Consider the following 18,131-nt stretch of genomic DNA (forward strand, 5'->3'; position numbering starts at 1 on the left):
CTGGTAGGGATTGTTCCTAATATCAGAGACATTACAAACTCATTGACAAAAAAAAGGTAAAATTATGTCTATCGAAGTGAATGTACCTGCCTTACCCGAGTCAGTTGCTGACGCTACTATTGCCACCTGGCATAAAAAAGTAGGTGACAAAGTGTCACGAGATGAAAACCTCGTCGACTTAGAAACCGATAAGGTTGTTTTGGAAGTTCCTGCTCCGGCTGATGGTGTTTTAAAAAAAATCCATTTTGAAGAAGGGGATACAGTCACAGCAGGTGAAGTTTTGGCTTCGATAGAAGAAGGTGCTGAAAAAGGCGAGTCAAGCAAAGAGGAAAAAGCGAACGATAAGCAAGAAAAAGTCGAAGAGAAAGAAGAGAAAGCAGCGAGTCCTGCGGTGCGGCGTATGTTGGCTGAGCATGATTTGCAGCCTAGTCAAATTAAGGGCACTGGAAAAGATGGTCGCATAACCAAAGAAGATGTGGTGGCTTATATCGAATCGCATCGAGATAAGGCGCAGAAAAAATCAGAGGCGAAAGTAAAAGAGGAAGCTAAAGATAAAGCTCCTATTCCTTCTGGTGAGCGAGAAGAGCGGCGAGTTCCTATGTCGCGTTTACGTGCGAAAATTGCAGAGCGATTAGTCGAAGCGCAACATAATGCCGCCATGTTAACTACGTTTAACGAAATTAATCTAAAGGCGGTCATGGATATTCGTGCGCAATATAAAGATAATTTCGAGAAAAAATATGGTGCAAAACTTGGTTTTATGTCGTTTTTTACCAAGGCGGTTGTTGAATCGTTGAAACGCTTTCCCGCTGTGAACGCCTCTATTGATGGTCAAGATATCGTTTATCACGGCTATTATGATATCGGAATTGCTGTCTCAACGGAGCGGGGTTTGGTTGTACCTGTTGTGCGTAATGCTGATCAATTAAGCATGGCAGAAATTGAGAATACAATAGCCGATTATGCAACACGCGCACGCCAAGGCAAGTTGTCCATGGATGAGATGCAGGGTGGTACATTTACAATCACGAATGGTGGAGTATTTGGTTCTCTGCTGGCTACACCGATTATTAATCCACCTCAGACAGGCATTCTTGGCATGCACAAAATTGAGCAACGTCCTATTGTTGAACAAGGTGAGATCGTTATTCGCCCCATGATGTATGTGGCGCTTTCTTATGATCACCGCTTAATTGATGGCAAAGACTCCGTACAGTTTTTAGTAAGCGTGAAGGAACTTCTAGAAGATCCTGCTCGGTTGCTGTTAAATGTCTAACCTATTTAGGAAAACGCAGAATGAATTTACATGAATATCAAGCCAAACAATTATTTGAGAGTTATGGACTTCCGGTTCCAAATGGTGAAGTGGCTCATAATGTGGAAGATGCTTTACAAGTTGCTTCTAAACTATCAACTCCACGCTGGGTAGTAAAAGCTCAAGTCCATGCGGGTGGCCGTGGCAAAGCAGGCGGTGTGAAGCTTGTCTCAAATAAAGAAGAATTAACTTCATACGTTAAATCCATCCTAGGAACCCGTTTAGTGACCTACCAAACCGACGAGCATGGCCAGCCTGTTAATTCGGTGTTAGTAGAAGAAACCAGTGATATTGAGCGCGAGCTTTATTTGGGTGCAGTGATTGACCGTGCTTCTCGCCGAGTGGTCATCATGGCATCTACAGAAGGTGGGGTTGAAATTGAAAAAGTTGCTGAAGAAACGCCAGAAAAAATCTTTAAAGTTCAAGTTGATCCTATGGTTGGTGTGATGCCTTATCAATGCCGCGAAACGGCATTTAATTTAGGATTAGAAGGAGATCAAATTAAGCAATTCACCAATTTAATGATTGCATTGGGAAAAATGTTTGTAGAGTGTGATTTAAGTTTGTTAGAAATTAATCCCTTAGTAGTGAATAAACAAGGGCATTTGATTTGTCTCGATGGCAAAGTCAATATCGATGACAACGCACTGTATCGTCAGCCTAAGTTAAGAGCCATGCGCGATACAACTCAGGAAGATGAGCGTGTTAACCGTGCCCATGACTGGGAATTAAATTATATCCCTCTAGATGGCAAGATAGGGTGCATGGTTAATGGTGCAGGTTTAGCCATGGCAACGATGGATGTGATTAAACTTCATGGTGGTGAGCCCGCAAACTTTCTTGATGTGGGTGGAGGAGCTACGAAAGAACGCGTTCGCGAAGCATTTAAAATTATTCTTTCTGATGAGAAAGTCAAAGGCATTCTGGTGAATATTTTTGGCGGTATTGTTCGTTGTGATTTAATTGCTGAAGGGATTTTAGACGCCGTAAAAGAAGTTGATGTGCATGTTCCAGTGGTTGTTCGTCTCGAAGGAAATAATGCTGATAAAGGGGCAGATATTTTAAATCAGAGCGATTTAAATGTGATTGCCGCAACCAGCTTAACCGATGCGGCTAAAAAGATTGTTGAACAAGTATAGGTTGGCATGATTAATTGTTGTGGTCTTGATTTAAATATGAGGCTACACACCAAAACCTCGAGGTTATGAATGAGTATTTTAATTAACAAAGACACCAAAGTCATTTGCCAGGGATTCACGGGTAAGCAAGGAACCTTTCATTCTGAGCAAGCGATTGAATATGGCACACGTATGGTCGGTGGCGTGACTCCCGGGAAAGGCGGTCAAGAACATCTTGGCTTACCGGTATTCAATACCGTTAAAGACGCAATTGATGAGACTGGGGCTGATGCTAGCGTGATTTACGTACCCGCTCCTTTTTGCAAAGACTCTATTTTAGAAGCGGCCGATGCAGGGATTAAACTGATTGTATGCATCACCGAAGGCGTGCCGGTCTTAGACATGTTACAAGTAAAAGCATATCTGGAAAATAACACGGATAGCCGTTTAATCGGTCCTAACTGCCCAGGAATTATTACCCCAGGTGAGTGTAAGATTGGCATTATGCCAGGTGCAATTCACCTTCCTGGTAAAGTAGGTATTGTTTCTCGCTCTGGTACTTTGACGTATGAAGCAGTAAAGCAAACCACCGATAAAGGGTTTGGTCAAAGTACATGTGTTGGAATTGGCGGGGATCCAATTCCTGGAACCAACTTTATTGATGTGTTAAAGCTCTTTGAAAAAGACGAGCAAACAGAAGCGATTATTTTAGTCGGCGAAATTGGAGGCACGGCTGAGGAAGAGGCAGCGGAGTTCATCAAGGAGCATGTCACTAAACCAGTGGTTTCTTACATTGCGGGCGTTACAGCACCCGCTGGAAAAAGGATGGGACATGCCGGAGCAATTATCTCTGGAGGTAAAGGCACGGCTGAAGATAAGTTTGCAGCGCTTGAAGCAGCGGGTGTTAAAACTGTAAAATCCCCAGCTCTATTGGGAGACGCGATCGCTGAGATCACGGGTTGGTAAATCTATCTCGAAGTTGATGCTTTGTTTGCAAAAGCGCATAGGCATCAACTTTGATCATTATCTTATATAAAAGCAGGTTGCTCAAAATACTTGGGTATCGCACTGAGGTCTTCTTTAAAAATAATTTTTATGGTTACGGATTTTAAAAATGAAGAAAGGGAAAACAATCGCAGAAATTAGACGTGAATATGGAAATTTATCGCTGAGTAAGCAATCTGCGGCATTAACCCCTTTTGAACAATTTGAACGCTGGTTTCAAGAGGTTGTTGAAACCGAAATCAGCGATCCCACCGCTATGGTTTTAGCTACGGCCGATGAGCATGCCCACCCCGATACCCGCGTGGTGCTTTTGAAAGGAATTGAAAACAACGCATTTCTTTTTTTTACGAACTATCGAAGTACTAAAGCGATTCAAATTGAACATAATCCCCACGTTTCCTTGAACTTTTTTTGGCCAGAAATGTCTAGACAGGTACGGATTCGTGGTACGGTTCAAAGGGCTTCAAAAAAGCTATCCGATGTATACTTTTCCTCAAGGCCTCTACACAGCCAATATAGCGCCATTAGTTCTCCTCAAAGTCAAGTGATTAAAGATAGAAGCGAGCTAGAGCAGCGATTTAATGAACTGGTTGCAAAGCATCAACAAGCCCCAGTCATGCGCCCTGAATATTGGGGCGGATATCTGGTTAGTCCTGAAACGGTTGAATTCTGGCAAGGAAGAGATAGTCGTCTTCACGATCGCATTCGATATTTTCTTAAAAATGACCACTGGCACAAAGAACGTCTTGCGCCCTAAATCTAAAGATCTTTTGTTTTACTGCCGATAAGTCATATGCCTTCGAAAAAATGAATTGTGAAGAAAATGTAAAGTTTTTCTAGGTCGTCATGAATTGCAAATTGACGAGGTAAAATAAAAGCTAAGTAAAGGTCAATACAAATAAATGACATACTTAGATTACAATTCACGCGAAAGGGGTAATGACATGAAAACGACCAATGAATTTTTACCATACATTAAACTAAAATTTAATATTGAACACCCTTCCTTTGAAGCTTGCTATGCTTACGGCTACGAAAGTGGGCTCGCGAATGTTAGTGAAGAAAACAATCCATTTAAAGAAGGAACTAGAGAATTCGAACAGTGGTCCGATGGTTGGTGGGCAGGTTTTTATAAAGAAGAACCTATTTACGATATAACGGATTATATTGGTTATGAATCAGTAGCCGAAGAATTTGCCGCGAATGATGAGCATTATTATGCATCAACCAAGGCTGGATTTATTACTAAAGTATTAGAGTTAAGTAGCGTTATTGCCGTATCTGCTATTTTGGGATATCAAGTAATCGATATGGTGGCTTAATTAATGTGAATAGGTGTAACGTACTGATGAGATGTAAACGGCTTTAAAAAGACCAAATTCCCATATTAGTGGGAGTTTGGAATTTTTAAAGGAGAAGAATTAATTATTAAAAAACTTAAGCACCATACTTCGCATTCTAGCAATTTCTGCAGGATTGAATTCTTTATAGCAAACACTCCCGATGTTTAAGCAAACAGTGACGCCTTCTCCAATACCTTTTAATAAGTCTACGCCAGATAGTTTAAGTAATTGAATTCGTTCTGCTATATGAGCTGCCCAAGCATCAAAATAATCCATATGACTGAAAACAGGTAAAAAAATGTGCTCGTTCTCAATCAGATAAAGTACTTTTGGCTCTGTTTCACTACCGACTTCTATTGGAATAATAAAATTGGCTTTAATAAATTCAAGATAAGCTTTATTCGCTTCTTTCTGTGCGCCCTGTTGCTGAAACGCATTTAAAATGGCCGTTTCTAATGGATTCATATACATTAAATTACCGGTTACGAGCCCATAATTTTATCAGATTACCTTGCTAATGAGAAACAGAGTGTTGAAATTATCTACCGCACCAGTATAATGAAGAAGCAATATTTGCATGAATATTGATCAGGAACGCTTCTCGTAAAACAAATGTATCCATTGAAATTAAAAGATGGGTATAAATTATGATTTTAGGAACATTCTAGTAGTGGACTTATGAATTCAATTGTACTCCCTCAAACAAATAAGGATAAAGTTCGTGAAAAACTTGGTTACGCTTGGCTCGTTTGGGGTCTAGCTGCAGCCTTTTTTTTTTCCGACTATATGGCAAGGGTCGCACCAGGTGTCATGCACCGCTACTTGCAAAGCGATTTTGGTATCAATGAAGCAGGCTTTGGGATTTTAACAGCCTCTTTTTATATTCCCTATATTTTAATGCAAATTCCTGTCGGACTTACGGTAGATAGATTAAGTATCCGATGGATTTTGACCGTCATGTCATTAATTACCGCGTTTGGTTGCTGTGTATTTGGACTAGCGGATGGGCTTTTAATAGCCTCTATTGGAAGAATGTTAATTGGCTTTAGTGCGGCTTTTGCTTTTGTTTGTGCTTTAAGGTTAGCAACCTCCTGGTTTCCTGCAGCCATGCTTGGATTGTTGGCGGGATTAACTCAAGCACTGGGTATGTTGGGAGCGGCTGCTGGCGAAGCTCCAGTATCTTTTTTAGTTGGCGCCGTAGGCTGGCGTCATAGTATGTTGATTATTGCTTTCTTATTTATTTTGTTGGCGGGCTTACTTTATCAGTTCGTACAAGATAGACCGACAAAAAAAACACACCAAATGAAGCATGATAGTCAAATCAGCATTGTAGAAAGCCTTCGTATTATTTTGACTCATAAGCAAGCTTGGATAAACGCGCTTTACGCTGGGTTTTTATTTGGTCCTACTGCCGTTATTGGTGAGGCAATTGGACCGGCTTATTTACAGTACGGTCGAGGGTTAACAGCCCATGCTGCTGCCTTTGCTACAGGCCTCATATTTATCGGTTGGGGAATTGGAGGTCCATTATCTGGTTGGTTATCTGATAAAATGGGTCGACGCAAACCTATTATGATTGCCTCAGCTATTTTGGGGGCAATTCTAACCTCGTTATATGTATTTGCTCCTGAGATGAATAAAACGACGGCATATCTCTTATTTTTTGCTTTCGGTTTAACAAACACAGGCGTTGCTATTGCCTACGCTGTATCCACAGAACTACATGAACGTAAGGTGATTGGCACATCTATTGCGTTTACGAATATGATCTCTATTTTTGTGGGTGCATCATTACAGCCATTGGTTGGAAAAATGGTAGATATCGTTTCTGGTGCTAGAGCTTATAACGTTGAAATGCTTCATCTTTCTGATTTTCAATTTGGTTTACAAATATTACCTCTTTGTTCGCTTGTTGCGTTAATTTTATCTTTGATGGTGAAAGAAACATATTGCAAACAAGTGTCAGAAAAGCAGTCTAAAAAATAATTACTTCTAAAACACGCAATGCCTTTGCGAGATTATGATTATCGTGCTTTAATAACAGCTGTTTTCTAACGCAATTTTTTTTGCGATAAAACAATACCCTCTTGCAGTTTTTTGCTCATAGCGCATTAAAGAGGATCATTTCAAACACGGAGCTGATAATGAAAAAATTAGTGGGATTGATAATTATCTTAGTTGTTTTAGTCCTTGGTGGATACTACGGTACGGGATTGATGACCGAACGTACCTTAAAAAGAGATATTACTTTAGTTAATCAAGCAAACGGTTTGAATGTTACCATTAACCGCTATGATCGCGGCTGGTTCACTTCCAAGGCTGATTTATTATGGAAAGTCCATGTTCCTGAGCGCGTGGTGAAAAACCAAGATGGCCAACCTACCTTACAGCCAGCACAAGATTATACGCTGGATATGCCCCTTTCAATTTACCATGGTCCAGTAATTTTTGCTGAAGATGGGGTTCATTTTGGCCTAGGCTATGCTAAAACGGAATTAAATCTTCCTGATCAGTTTAAACAAAAATTTGCTGATGCCTTTACAACCGACTCAACCTCACCAAAACTGAATGTCAGCGTTTTAGTCAACTATCTAAATCGTAGCCGTTTTCGTGTTCAACTCCCCCAGTTTACGCTCATTGCCAAAGAGGGGAATGGTCAGTTTAAATGGCATGGCATGACGAGTGATGTCACATTAACTTCTCGCCTGGATCACATAGATGGCGATATGATCATTCAGGGCATTGATGTTAAAAAGGATCAAATTTCTGCAAGAGTTAGCCAAGTCAGTAGTGAGTATGACTTATATCAAGCAGAAAATGGCTTGTATTTAGGTCAAGCCAGTTTCTCATTGCCATCAGTTCTCGTGACCAATGGGGATCAAAAAATATTTGAGTTAAATAAATTTAGTGTTCATACTAAAAGTGATATTGAAGATGGGTTATTTCATTCTCATTTAGAAGCTTCTATAAACCAACTTTATTCTAATGGAAAAAACTATGGTCCTGGTGAGATCAAGTTGGCGATTAAAAACTTAGATGCTGATGTTCTTGCAAAAATTAATGAGCAAGCAAACCAGATGCAAGGAAACACGGATGCAGACCGTCAGCAGGCATTGTTCACCATTTTACCTGAACTACCTAAGTTATTTAGTAAAGGAGCCGAGTTTGAAGTTTCTAAGCTAAGTTTTGTGATGCCTGAAGGAAGTATTGAAGGCAACCTTACCTTAAATTTACCAAAAGGTGATTCATCAAACCCATTCCAGCTCATCCAGCAAATTCAAGGAGAGGGTCAACTTAAGCTGCCAGCCGATCTGGTAAAGGAAGCGCTTAAAGAAACATCTAAGCAACAACTAGTTAAGCAACCTACCCTCCAAGATGCATTGGCCAAGCAAATAGAGATGCACTCTTCGGGTGACCAGCAAGATAAGCAACAGCCACAAGATGCTGAGGTAAGCAAACAGGACGTTGAGGCTCAACAGCAAGAAACAACACAAAGGAGTGATCAATCGAGTGCTCAAGCTCAAGATCAACCTCAAGTTGCCGAGTCTACTACCAACGCAACTCAGAAAGACCCAGCTCAGCAACCAGTAACAAAGCAAATGACATTAGCAGAGCTTGATCAAAAAGCTGAAGCCAAAGCTCAAGAAAAATTAGACGCTCTGGTTGCAGCCGGTGCTTTAGAAAAACAAGGAAATGAATTTGTCATTCATGTAACCTTGAATGAAGGCCAATTAACCGTTAATGGTAAACCATTTAATCCGGCTATGATTCAATACTAATAGAGGTTTGGTGGGCTTTTTAGCCCACTAATGGTGTTTGTAGAATGTGTGCGATCAAACGTGCAGTTTTTTAAAATTAAACGTGAGGCTTATTCATTAATAATTGTGTTTTCACAATGATCAACTTCCCGCTGCTTGACGAGAGAGCAAGTGATTTAGAAGGTCCATAAATCGCCTGGTCCAGTCGCAGAATGTTGGCATAAGAAAACCACGTTAATCGCACCCTGTTTAACTCGAAACTTGTCGAGTATTATTCATTTCGATAGAATTATTTTTTTGAAAGAAGGAGTTAATAATAATGACAACAATCAGCAACGAGGCTGGGGATACAACTGCATCTTTAGCGGAGAGTGTAACTCAATCAGTGCAAAAATATTTTTCCGAACTGAAGGGGACTGATCCTGTTGATTTATACCAATTCGTGCTTGAGGAAGTTGAAGCCCCTTTGTTCCGAGCTGTTATGGAGCACTGTAAGTACAATCAATCTCGTGCAGCGCTTATGTTAGGTATTAGTCGTGGCACGCTTAGAACTAAACTTCGTCACTATTTTGATGATAAGTACGTTGGCTCCCGTGATTAATTCCATCTAATCCATAGTTCAATCTTTCCCCCATAAATGCCGTGCCTTGGCACGGCGAGCTTATTTGATTAAGGTTAGGGGTATAATCGAATGCCTTCGAGTTTTCTTAGGCTTGGATTAGCCTGTATGGACTGTACACCATGGAGAGTAAAGATCAAAAATTTATTCGGCAAACATTGAGCTAATGGATTCTTCTTCATTAACACGCTTAATGGCTTGCGCAATCATTTCCGCTAGACTCACCACGCGTATTTTTGAACAATTCTTGGCTTCGTTGGATATAGGGATGGTGTCGGTTACTACAACTTCGTCAAGAGATGAATTCATGATATTCGTAATGGCGGGGCCTGATAAAACTGGATGTGTAATATAAGCACGCACGCTTTGTGCCCCGTTATTTTTTAACTCAACCGCGGCAGAGCATAGGGTTCCAGCGGTATCGACGATATCATCTACGATAATGCAATTTCGGCCTTTGGGATCCCCTATGATATGCATTACTTCAGATTTGTTCGGACCGCTTCGACGTTTATCAATGATAGATAATTCTGCGTCATTTAATCGTTTTGCCATTGCACGAGCGCGAACTACTCCGCCTACATCTGGAGAAATAACCATCAAATTATCTAATTTTTGCTTCTGAATATCATCGAGTAAAACTGGGGTCGAATAGACGTTATCGACGGGCATGCAGAAAAACCCTTGGATTTGATCTGCGTGCAAATCGACGGTTAATACACGACCTATCCCAACAGAAGTGATCATATCGGCAACCACTTTGGCTGTTATTGGAACGCGTGCCGATCGTACGCGACGGTCTTGTCTTGCATACCCAAAATAAGGAATAACGGCGGTAATGCGGTTGGCTGAAGAGCGTCTTAGCGCATCGGCCATGACCAACAGCTCCATTAAATTATTATTTGAGGGGGCGCAGGTCGATTGGATGATGAAGACATCTCTTCCACGGACATTTTCTAAAATTTCAACCATGGTCTCACCATCGCTAAACGTACCAACGTTTGCTTTGCCAATGGGTAAATTTAAATAGGAGGAAATATTTTGAGCTAGTTCTGCGTTGGCATTGCCAGTGAATATCATCATCGTCGACATGTGCGTGAAAACCTTAGATAAAATTAATCAGGTAGCATAAACACATGGCAGAAGACAGCCAGAAAGATATTATTGTTATTTAGCGATCCGGTGAACGCATCCTTCCCGGGTATCTTCTGCCGTCTGTTAACTTGAATCACCAAGATTGTGGCTGGGGTGCTAGGATTCGAACCTAGGAATGCAGGGATCAAAACCCTGTGCCTTACCGCTTGGCTACACCCCAGTAAGCTTAAGATTCTATATTTACATGAATGTTAGGACATTCACGTTTTGAACTGGGGTGTATTTTGCAGTGATTTAATTCGCTTGTCAATTATGATTTAAAAAAAATCAGTGTTTCTTGCGCTATAGATCCCGCCCAGAAGTTAATGTTCGTTCGATTGGCTCACTGAGCGGGATTTGATGAGTAGTTATACAGACCAGCTCTTAATAACCAGCTTCATCGATAACCCATGTCCGGTTAATTGAATTTTGCTGGGCAAATCAACGTTCCCTTTCGAGGTGTAGTTAAGATACTTCACGGTGTAACCGGATTGCTTTAAAGTTTTTAAGTGATTATAGCGATCGTATTCGGTGACTTGAACAGGCCCTGGTGCTGGTAAACCTCTAACCCAATAATATAAGTTACTCACGGGTAATTTAATTCCAGTTTCCTGTGCAAGTAACTTATCGGCGCTATTGGACGTAACGGTTTTTGGTCCATCCTTATAGGTAATAACGCCTCCATTTTTCTCAATGATCACCGTACCCCCACCAAGAGGTCCAAAGAGACGAATTTGATACTGACCTGCGCCTTGCTGTTTCCAATTAACAGAAGCTGTCCAGGATTTATTTTGATTCTTAGCCGCCATAGCGCCATTGATGACCCAGGAAGAAACAGTCGCTGTTTTTTCTTCACGCTCTTTTACGGGCATAGTTTCATTTACTGGCGCCTCAGCAGCGGGCCTCGGAGGAGCACAAGCAGTTAATAGACAAAAGCTCAGAAGAACTAATTTTTTTGCAGCATTCATTGCGGTGAACTCCTTGTTTTTTTGATGTTGAAAATAAGATAGTCGTTGTCTGATAAATAGCAACCATTTGTAAAATCCTGTCGAAATGTTTTCTGGGAGCACAGACCATAAGGACAATAGTTTTTTATGGAACAATACGATAGACTGCTTAGATATGCAATTGAAACTGTGACCTATGAACCAAAAAGCGATTTATCCAGGTACTTTTGATCCAGTAACAAATGGCCACGTTGATATTATTAAGCGTGCTGCGAGATTATTCCCAGAACTTATCATCGCGGTTGCAAGCAACAGCGCTAAGCGCCCTTTTTTTAGTCTTAGTGAACGTATTAAGTTCGTCGAAAAAGCGATTGGTAATCTACCAGGGGTCAAAGTGATGGGGTTTGATTCTTTATTAATTCACTTTGCAAAAGAACAAAACGTTGGTGTGATTTTAAGAGGGTTAAGAGCGGTATCGGATTTTGAGTATGAATTTCAGTTGGCTGGTATGAATCGTAAATTATCTAAAACGATTGAAACCATGTTTTTGACCCCATCTGAAAATTATATGTTTATTTCATCAACATTGGTTCGCGAAATAGCAGCCTTAGGAGGTGATGTATCCGAATTCGTCCCAGATGTTGTAGTGAAGGCACTGCAATTGAACCAAGAGCAAAAAAAGCCATAAGCTTTTTTTTACTTGCTGTTTTTGTCTATTGCCCCATTGGGGTCTTCGCTAAAGAACAAATAATAGAACCTCCTGGCTATGCTGTAGCGAGCGCACATCCTTTAGCAACCCAAGCCGGACTTGAAATTTTAAGCCAAGGTGGCAATGCGTTTGATGCTGCCGTAGCAGTTAGTGCGGCGTTAGCCGTGGTTGAGCCTTACCATTCTGGCTTAGGAGGCGGTGGGTTTTGGCTGTTACATGATGCGAAACATAATAAGAATATTTTCATCGACGGGCGAGAAGTTGCTCCGATGGCAGCAAAAGCGGATATGTTTTTAGACGCGAAGGGCAATCCCATTAAAGGACTTTCTTTAAATGGCGGCTTGTCAGCTGCGATTCCTGGTGAGCCCGCTGCCCTGGTTCAAATTGCAACGGAATATGGTCGATTGCCGCTTGCCAAATCACTTGCACCAGCCATTCGACTTGCTGAAGATGGATTTTTAGTGGATCATCAACTGCTCCATTTCTTTCACATGGGAGACAGGCTCGAGCAGTTGAAAAAATTTCCTGGTTCGGTTTCCGTATTTTTAAAGGAAAATAAGCAACCCTATGATGTTGGTGAGCGCTTATATCAACGAGATTTAGCAAAAACGCTCAGAATGATCGCAAAGGAGGGACGAAAGGGCTTTTATCAAGGTGAGGTCGCTGAGAAATTAGTTCGCGGGGTTAATCAAGCTGGGGGTATTTGGACATTAAAGGATCTAGAGCAATACGAGGTTAAAGTTAGAAAGCCCTACGAAGGGCAATTTCATAACATGCACGTGATAACCGCTCCTTTACCTTCGGCAGGAGGCGTGGGTTTAATTACGATGCTAAATATTTTATCCGCTTATCCCTTAGAACATTTATCTAAAGCACAATGGATACATTATGTAGTGGAAGCTATGCGGCTAACGTACTGGCAACGTGCTGAGCTATTAGCGGATCCGGATTTTGTTAAGATCCCCGTTAAGCAGTTGTTATCCGAGGCGAATGCTCATTATCTTCGTTCTTTTATTAAAGCTGATAAAGCCACGGAAAATGCGAGCTTGGATGCGAAAAAGCCTAAGCATGAGCATCATGACACCACGCACTTTTCCATTTTAGATGGCGAAGGAAATCGAGTGGCAGCCACATTAACGATTAATTTTATTTTCGGTTCCAGTGTGGTTGCAGAAGGCACAGGGGTACTCTTAAATGATGAGATGGATGATTTTGTCATCAAGCCGAATGTGAAAAATGTGTTTGGTTTAATTGGCGGTGACAAAAACCGGATTGAACCAGGCAAGCGTCCACTTTCGAGTATGGCCCCAACGTTTCTTGAGCTGCCCGATAGGCTTGCTATATTGGGAACACCTGGTGGAAGTCGAATTCCAACCATGGTTTTATTGGCATCGCTTGTATTTCACGAATCTTATGGAGCCATTCGGATGGTTTCCGAAATGCGATTTCATCATCAATATCACCCGGATTGGCTGATGTTTGAGCCGGATACCATCCCGCCTGAGATTCAAAAAACATTAAAACAAATGGGGTATGAGCTTCGGCAACTAGATCAATATTATGGTGATATGCAAGCCATTACTTGGGATTATGGGCTAAACCTCATTACTCCGGCTTCCGATCCAAGGCATATTGGTCAAGCTACAGTCGTTACTAAAGAGAAAAAACAAGGGTACGGATTAATGCATTAAAGAAACGCTATGGCAGATAATCTTTGCTAGCATGATCCTAAGTGGTATGCATGGAGATCTGCATTTATTGTTCCCCCACGAGCTGCTTCATCACCTGATGGGTTCGTTCAATAAGCTCTTCTTTATTCTCTAAAGTGTATTTCGAGGCGTCGATGGGTTCGCCGATATGTACTTCAGCTGTCTGATTAATATTAAATTGATGAGTCTTTGCAGGTAGAATTTGAAATGCACCGCGTATTCCAATGGGGATAATGGTCGCTTGTGCTTGAATAGCAGTAATAAAAGCCCCTTTTTTGAATTTTGATAATGTTCCATCGCGAGAACGAGTCCCTTCAGGAGCTATCCACATCACAATTCCACTTTCCATTAACTCACGAGCGTATTCTAAATCTTTAATAGCCTGGGCACGATTTTTTCTATCCACAAAGGGAAATTCTGCTGCTTTCATACCCCCCGCCATAACAGGCACTTTGGACATTTCCTTTTTTGCAAGCATGCGGATACTAGTATAAGGAAACGCTTTGATGCTGATCGGGATATCGTATAAGCTCGAGTGATTACACATAATGATTGTGGGCTCATTTTCTTTTGGCTTAACATCATGCGGATTAACAACCTTCACATTAACGCGTACCAGCTTTAATATGCGATCGACCCATCTGCGCATGGTTTTATCAACCCAATTGCGGTTAATCGTTCCCGTCATTTTTCGAAATATGGCTTTGATACAAGCATTAGCGGTATAAATAACAGAAAGAATAATGATCCATAAGGTACGTGGTTTGCTAGCTTTCATAGGCTCCCTACAGTAAAAATCGAGAAATAAAAAATGATACTTGATGTGGACTCAATTGCCCATAGCATTTTAATTCACTTGGGTTGGCATTGAGGACAAAAGGTTGAACGGCGCCCCGATATGATAACGGACTCAATTTTTGAGTGACAGATCTTACAAGAAAGTCCTTGGCGTCCATAGACGTTTAAATTAAGTGCAAAATAACCTGGTTTCCCATCGGAAGAATAAAAGTCTTTTAAAGTGGTTCCTCCAGCCTGAAGCGCTTGGCTTAATATGGACTTAATCGCATGAATTAAACGCTCTAGTCTATCCTTTGAAATAGTTCCCGCTGGCGTTAAGGGATGAATTCCACTCATAAACAAACTCTCGGTGGCATAAATATTTCCAATGCCAACGACTATTTGATTATCCATAATAAATGATTTAATGCTTTGTTTTTTGCATATGGCTCGATGGGCTAGGTAATCGATATTAAAGGATTCAGTTAGTGGCTCTTTACCTAATTTTGTTAAAAGAGGATGCGTAAGCGGATCGCAATTCGTATAAAGCCAAAGCCCAAAGCGACGAGGATCATGATAACGCAAACGCTGTTGATTCGATAGAATAACTTCTACATGATCATGTTTTTTTAAAGCGATGTTTTTATCAAGAATTCTAAGATGACCGGACATACCTAAGTGAATCAGAATAGCGCCTTCAGTCAAGGTTAGAATGAGGTATTTAGAACGACGAGTAATATCAAGAATCGTCTTCCCTTTACAAAGCGCGTTAAAATTATCCGGGATAGGTCTTCGTAAAGAAGACTGGTGAATCAGAACCTGTTCTATCGATTGATGAATGAGATGGGGATACAATCCCCATCTTGTGGTTTCTACTTCAGGTAATTCGGGCATGGTTTGCCATAGAGCTTAAGAAAAATTATGAACGGTCTTTGTCATCATGTTCGATTATACGACCATTCTTTTTTGAAGCAGCCTTATCTGGAAAAAAATAACTTTTAACAAAGTAGACTAGCCAAATAACCCCTCCAATGACTATGCCCCAAACCAAAACATAAGAAAACATGATGAGTAAGCCAATTGCCAGAGCAATTCCAATTCCTAAAATAATGAAAGGAATGAGCTGCTCAAGGATGTTTTGAAATTTTTTATCCATAGCTTGCCTTTGCAGAAGTCTTAATAAGTTTAGCCACATCAATACAAAAATAGATAGGTGTGGTCATCGATAGGATATCGTTTCAGGAATTATGCGCTACTATTAGCATACTTGCAAATCGATTTGCATAAAAACTGTGGTATAATGAAAAGTAACTCGCTATTTTATGGGCAAAAAATGTTTTTCCTAGACAGTTCCTTAAATGCTCGAGTCTATATTTACGAATCAAACAATCGGATTATGAGTAAAGTTCGTGAATGAACAGAGTAATGAATTTCTAAATAATTCGTTTTTGGAGTAGCTTATGCTTTATGGCTTGTTAAACTTATCTTTTTGGGGTTATGTTATTGCGGCCCTGGTTCTGACTCAAATAACGATCGCCTCAGTTACGTTGTATTTGCATCGTTATCAAACGCATCGAGCCTTAACGCTCCATCCTATTGTCAGTCATTTTTTCCGCTTCTGGCTTTGGTTAACCACCGGCATGGTTACAGCAGAGTGGGTGGCTATTCATCGCAAACACCACGCAACAACGGATATCGAAGGTGACCCTCATAGTCCTAAAGTGCTTGGTTTGAAAAAAGTCTTTTGGCAAGGGGCTGAGTTGTATCGCCAAGCGTCCAAAGATAAAGAAATGATAGCGAAATATTCTCACGGCACGCCGAATGATTGGATAGAACGAAACCTTTATTCACGCTATTCGGCTTTAGGCATTGCCGTCATGTTTTTCATTGATTTCCTGTTATTTGGAGTTCCCGGTGTTACCATCTGGGCGATTCAGATGATTTGGATCCCACTGTGGGCTGCAGGTGTAGTGAACGGAGTGGGTCACTTTTGGGGCTATCGTAATTTTGAATGTCCAGATGCAGCAACTAATGTATTCCCTTGGGGGTTTTGGATTGGGGGTGAAGAGCTCCACAATAACCACCATACCTTTGCCTCTTCAGCCAAGTTTTCAGTGAAGTGGTGGGAGTTTGATATAGGCTGGTTTTATATTCGCTGCTTATCTTTATTAGGATTAGCTAAAGTGAAAAAGCTTCCACCTAAATTAGCGCGTGAGGAAGGAAAGTTACATGTTGACTTAGATACTGTTAAAGCGGTGATTTCGAACCGTTTTCAAGTGATGTCGCAATATTATAAGCACGTCATTCGGCCTATCTTACGTCATGAGAAGCGACATGGCTTAGAAAGCCCTAACGATAAACGCTTATTTGTTCGCGCAGGTCGTTTATTGCGTCGTCAGGAAAAACTTTTATCCCCACGAGCGAACTCACGATTGCAGGCTTTACTGGGACGTTATGAGAAGCTACGCATGGTCTATAATTACCGTCAATCTCTGCAAAGTATTTGGACCAAAACCGCGTCTTCTCAAAAAGAATTAATTGAAGCATTACAACATTGGTGCAAGCAGGCCGAAGAATCTGGCTTGGATGTGCTGCATCAATTTGCTCAACAGTTAAAAGGCTATGTTCCCAAAAAAGCATTGGCTTAATTCACTCATCCTGATCCGAGCCGAATTAGGCTCGGATTTCAGCGACTCCAACTCAACAATCCAATGCTACCCTATCTGAATTAGTTGCAATTTTAGCATTTGACATTCCAAACATTTCATCCATTATAATTACTTCCAATAGTCAATATTGTTTTTGAATTAATTTATCGTTTCTGTGTATGTGGAAATTTATTAAATCGAGGGTAACCGTTCTTATATATACACATAGTTTATGATTAGGAGATGATTATGGAGCGAAGGATTGCGCTGGTGACAGGAGGAACAGGTGGTATTGGTACGGCTATAAGTCAAAGACTTGCTAAAGACTTTCAGGTGGTTGCCTGTTATTTCAAAAACGGAAATCATGATGAAGCCAAAGCTTGGCAATCCAAGCAAAAAGAAGCAGGATACGAGATTGATATTTTGTATGGCGATATTGGTCAATTTGATGATTGCGTAAAGCTTGTATCCTTAGTTAAAGAGCGTTATGGACGTATTGATGTTTTAGTTAATAATGCGGGTATTACCTGTGATACCACGCTCAAAAAAATGCAACCTGAACAATGGCATAAAGTTATTGATGGCAATTTGAACAGTGTTTACAACATGACTCGAAATGTTCTTCCCCTAATGATCGATGAAGGTTATGGCCGTATTATTTCTATTTCTTCTATCAATGGCCGTAAAGGGCAATTTGGTCAATGCAATTATGCCGCTACGAAAGCGGCTTTATTTGGTTTTACTAAAAGCCTAGCGCAAGAAGTTGCAAGCAAAGGCATTACGGTTAATACCATTTCACCAGGTTATATTGAAACTCCAATGTTGGCTTCGATGAAAGAAGAGGTCCTTAATACCATCAAATCGAATATTCCTATTGGTCGCTTAGGGAAACCAGAAGAGATTGCATCGGCCGTAGCGTTTTTAGCCTCCGATGAGTCAGGATTTATTACCGGGGCTAACTTGGACGTGAATGGTGGTCAATATATGTAACTTAAAACGAATTAGGCTGAGAGCTAAGATATGCTTTTTCCCACAACTCAGTGCATTAG

At 40.9% G+C, this 18,131-nt stretch carries 18 protein-coding genes and 1 tRNA gene; 12 read left to right on the plus strand and 7 right to left on the minus strand.

Going from position 1 to position 18,131, the window contains the following annotated elements; genetic code table 11:
* Positions 1 to 64 precede the first annotated feature (64 nt).
* The 5 genes from odhB to E1O41_RS05510 all read left to right on the plus strand — a co-directional run bounded on the left by odhB (position 65) and on the right by E1O41_RS05510 (position 4,760).
* On the plus strand, positions 65 to 1,276 hold the full coding sequence (odhB, locus tag E1O41_RS05490) for a 2-oxoglutarate dehydrogenase complex dihydrolipoyllysine-residue succinyltransferase (RefSeq protein ID WP_131776321.1): 1,212 nt from the start codon (positions 65 to 67) through the stop codon (positions 1,274 to 1,276).
* 20 nt (positions 1,277 to 1,296) lie between these two features.
* Positions 1,297 to 2,454 (plus strand): ADP-forming succinate--CoA ligase subunit beta, encoded by a 1,158-nt coding sequence (sucC, locus tag E1O41_RS05495; RefSeq protein WP_131776322.1) that lies wholly within the window; start codon positions 1,297 to 1,299, stop codon positions 2,452 to 2,454.
* A gap of 69 nt (positions 2,455 to 2,523) precedes the next feature.
* Positions 2,524 to 3,399: a succinate--CoA ligase subunit alpha gene (sucD, locus tag E1O41_RS05500; RefSeq protein ID WP_131776323.1), complete on the plus strand. Its 876-nt coding sequence runs from the start codon at positions 2,524 to 2,526 to the stop codon at positions 3,397 to 3,399.
* Positions 3,400 to 3,547: 148 nt separating this feature from the next.
* Positions 3,548 to 4,195 carry a pyridoxamine 5'-phosphate oxidase gene (gene pdxH, locus E1O41_RS05505; RefSeq protein WP_131776324.1) on the plus strand — a complete coding sequence of 216 codons (648 nt, stop codon included), beginning with the start codon at positions 3,548 to 3,550 and terminating at the stop codon, positions 4,193 to 4,195.
* Positions 4,196 to 4,382: 187 nt separating this feature from the next.
* On the plus strand, positions 4,383 to 4,760 hold the full coding sequence (locus E1O41_RS05510) for a transmission trait enhancer LetE (RefSeq protein ID WP_131776325.1): 378 nt from the start codon (positions 4,383 to 4,385) through the stop codon (positions 4,758 to 4,760).
* A gap of 99 nt (positions 4,761 to 4,859) precedes the next feature.
* Here the strand turns inward: E1O41_RS05510 and E1O41_RS05515 are convergent, their stop codons facing one another.
* Positions 4,860 to 5,246 (minus strand): SseB family protein, encoded by a 387-nt coding sequence (locus E1O41_RS05515; protein ID WP_131776326.1) that lies wholly within the window; start codon positions 5,244 to 5,246, stop codon positions 4,860 to 4,862.
* A 213-nt stretch (positions 5,247 to 5,459) separates the two neighbouring features.
* Here E1O41_RS05515 and E1O41_RS05520 point away from each other — a divergent pair, with 213 nt between their 5' ends.
* The 3 genes from E1O41_RS05520 (at position 5,460) to fis (ending at position 9,140) form a co-directional block, all read left to right on the plus strand.
* On the plus strand, positions 5,460 to 6,767 hold the full coding sequence (locus E1O41_RS05520) for an MFS transporter (RefSeq protein ID WP_131776327.1): 1,308 nt from the start codon (positions 5,460 to 5,462) through the stop codon (positions 6,765 to 6,767).
* 158 nt (positions 6,768 to 6,925) lie between these two features.
* Positions 6,926 to 8,560 carry a YdgA family protein gene (locus E1O41_RS05525; RefSeq protein WP_131776328.1) on the plus strand — a complete coding sequence of 545 codons (1,635 nt, stop codon included), beginning with the start codon at positions 6,926 to 6,928 and terminating at the stop codon, positions 8,558 to 8,560.
* 298 nt (positions 8,561 to 8,858) lie between these two features.
* A complete protein-coding gene (gene fis / locus E1O41_RS05530; protein WP_131776329.1) occupies positions 8,859 to 9,140 on the plus strand; it encodes a DNA-binding transcriptional regulator Fis in 282 nt (93 codons plus the stop codon).
* Positions 9,141 to 9,302: 162 nt separating this feature from the next.
* On the opposite strand, the gene E1O41_RS05535 is transcribed toward fis, so the two are convergent.
* From E1O41_RS05535 to lolB, 3 genes are all read right to left on the minus strand, one after another.
* Complete coding sequence (locus tag E1O41_RS05535; RefSeq protein WP_131776330.1) at positions 9,303 to 10,250, minus strand: ribose-phosphate pyrophosphokinase; 948 nt, start codon at positions 10,248 to 10,250, stop codon at positions 9,303 to 9,305.
* Between the two features lie 148 nt (positions 10,251 to 10,398).
* Positions 10,399 to 10,473, minus strand: a tRNA-Gln gene (locus tag E1O41_RS05540).
* A gap of 187 nt (positions 10,474 to 10,660) precedes the next feature.
* The gene (gene lolB, locus E1O41_RS05545) at positions 10,661 to 11,260 is read right to left on the minus strand and encodes a lipoprotein insertase outer membrane protein LolB (protein ID WP_131776331.1); all 600 of its coding nucleotides are present in this window, start codon (positions 11,258 to 11,260) and stop codon (positions 10,661 to 10,663) included.
* A gap of 175 nt (positions 11,261 to 11,435) precedes the next feature.
* Between lolB and coaD the strand changes: the two genes are divergently transcribed.
* Both coaD and ggt read left to right on the plus strand, forming a co-directional pair.
* Positions 11,436 to 11,927, plus strand: coding sequence for a pantetheine-phosphate adenylyltransferase (gene coaD / locus E1O41_RS05550; RefSeq protein ID WP_131776332.1), 492 nt, complete (start codon positions 11,436 to 11,438; stop codon positions 11,925 to 11,927).
* Positions 11,924 to 13,639: a gamma-glutamyltransferase gene (ggt, locus tag E1O41_RS05555; protein ID WP_131776333.1), complete on the plus strand. Its 1,716-nt coding sequence runs from the start codon at positions 11,924 to 11,926 to the stop codon at positions 13,637 to 13,639. The genes coaD and ggt overlap by 4 nt, the downstream gene beginning before the upstream one ends.
* Positions 13,640 to 13,703: 64 nt before the next feature.
* Here ggt and E1O41_RS05560 read toward each other — a convergent pair whose 3' ends face one another.
* From E1O41_RS05560 to E1O41_RS05570, 3 genes are all read right to left on the minus strand, one after another.
* Positions 13,704 to 14,435 (minus strand): lysophospholipid acyltransferase family protein, encoded by a 732-nt coding sequence (locus E1O41_RS05560; protein ID WP_131776334.1) that lies wholly within the window; start codon positions 14,433 to 14,435, stop codon positions 13,704 to 13,706.
* A 74-nt stretch (positions 14,436 to 14,509) separates the two neighbouring features.
* Positions 14,510 to 15,328, minus strand: a complete 819-nt coding sequence (mutM, locus tag E1O41_RS05565) for a bifunctional DNA-formamidopyrimidine glycosylase/DNA-(apurinic or apyrimidinic site) lyase (RefSeq protein WP_131776335.1) — start codon at positions 15,326 to 15,328, stop codon at positions 14,510 to 14,512.
* Between the two features lie 25 nt (positions 15,329 to 15,353).
* A complete protein-coding gene (locus E1O41_RS05570; protein WP_131776336.1) occupies positions 15,354 to 15,590 on the minus strand; it encodes a hypothetical protein in 237 nt (78 codons plus the stop codon).
* 304 nt (positions 15,591 to 15,894) lie between these two features.
* Between E1O41_RS05570 and E1O41_RS05575 the strand changes: the two genes are divergently transcribed.
* Positions 15,895 to 17,082 (plus strand): DesA family fatty acid desaturase, encoded by a 1,188-nt coding sequence (locus E1O41_RS05575; RefSeq protein ID WP_131776337.1) that lies wholly within the window; start codon positions 15,895 to 15,897, stop codon positions 17,080 to 17,082.
* Positions 17,083 to 17,331: 249 nt separating this feature from the next.
* Positions 17,332 to 18,072: an acetoacetyl-CoA reductase gene (phbB, locus tag E1O41_RS05580; protein ID WP_165481119.1), complete on the plus strand. Its 741-nt coding sequence runs from the start codon at positions 17,332 to 17,334 to the stop codon at positions 18,070 to 18,072.
* The last annotated feature ends 59 nt before the right edge of the window (positions 18,073 to 18,131 follow it).

The organism is Legionella impletisoli (assembly GCF_900639875.1).
Lineage (GTDB): Bacteria > Pseudomonadota > Gammaproteobacteria > Legionellales > Legionellaceae > Legionella_A > Legionella_A impletisoli.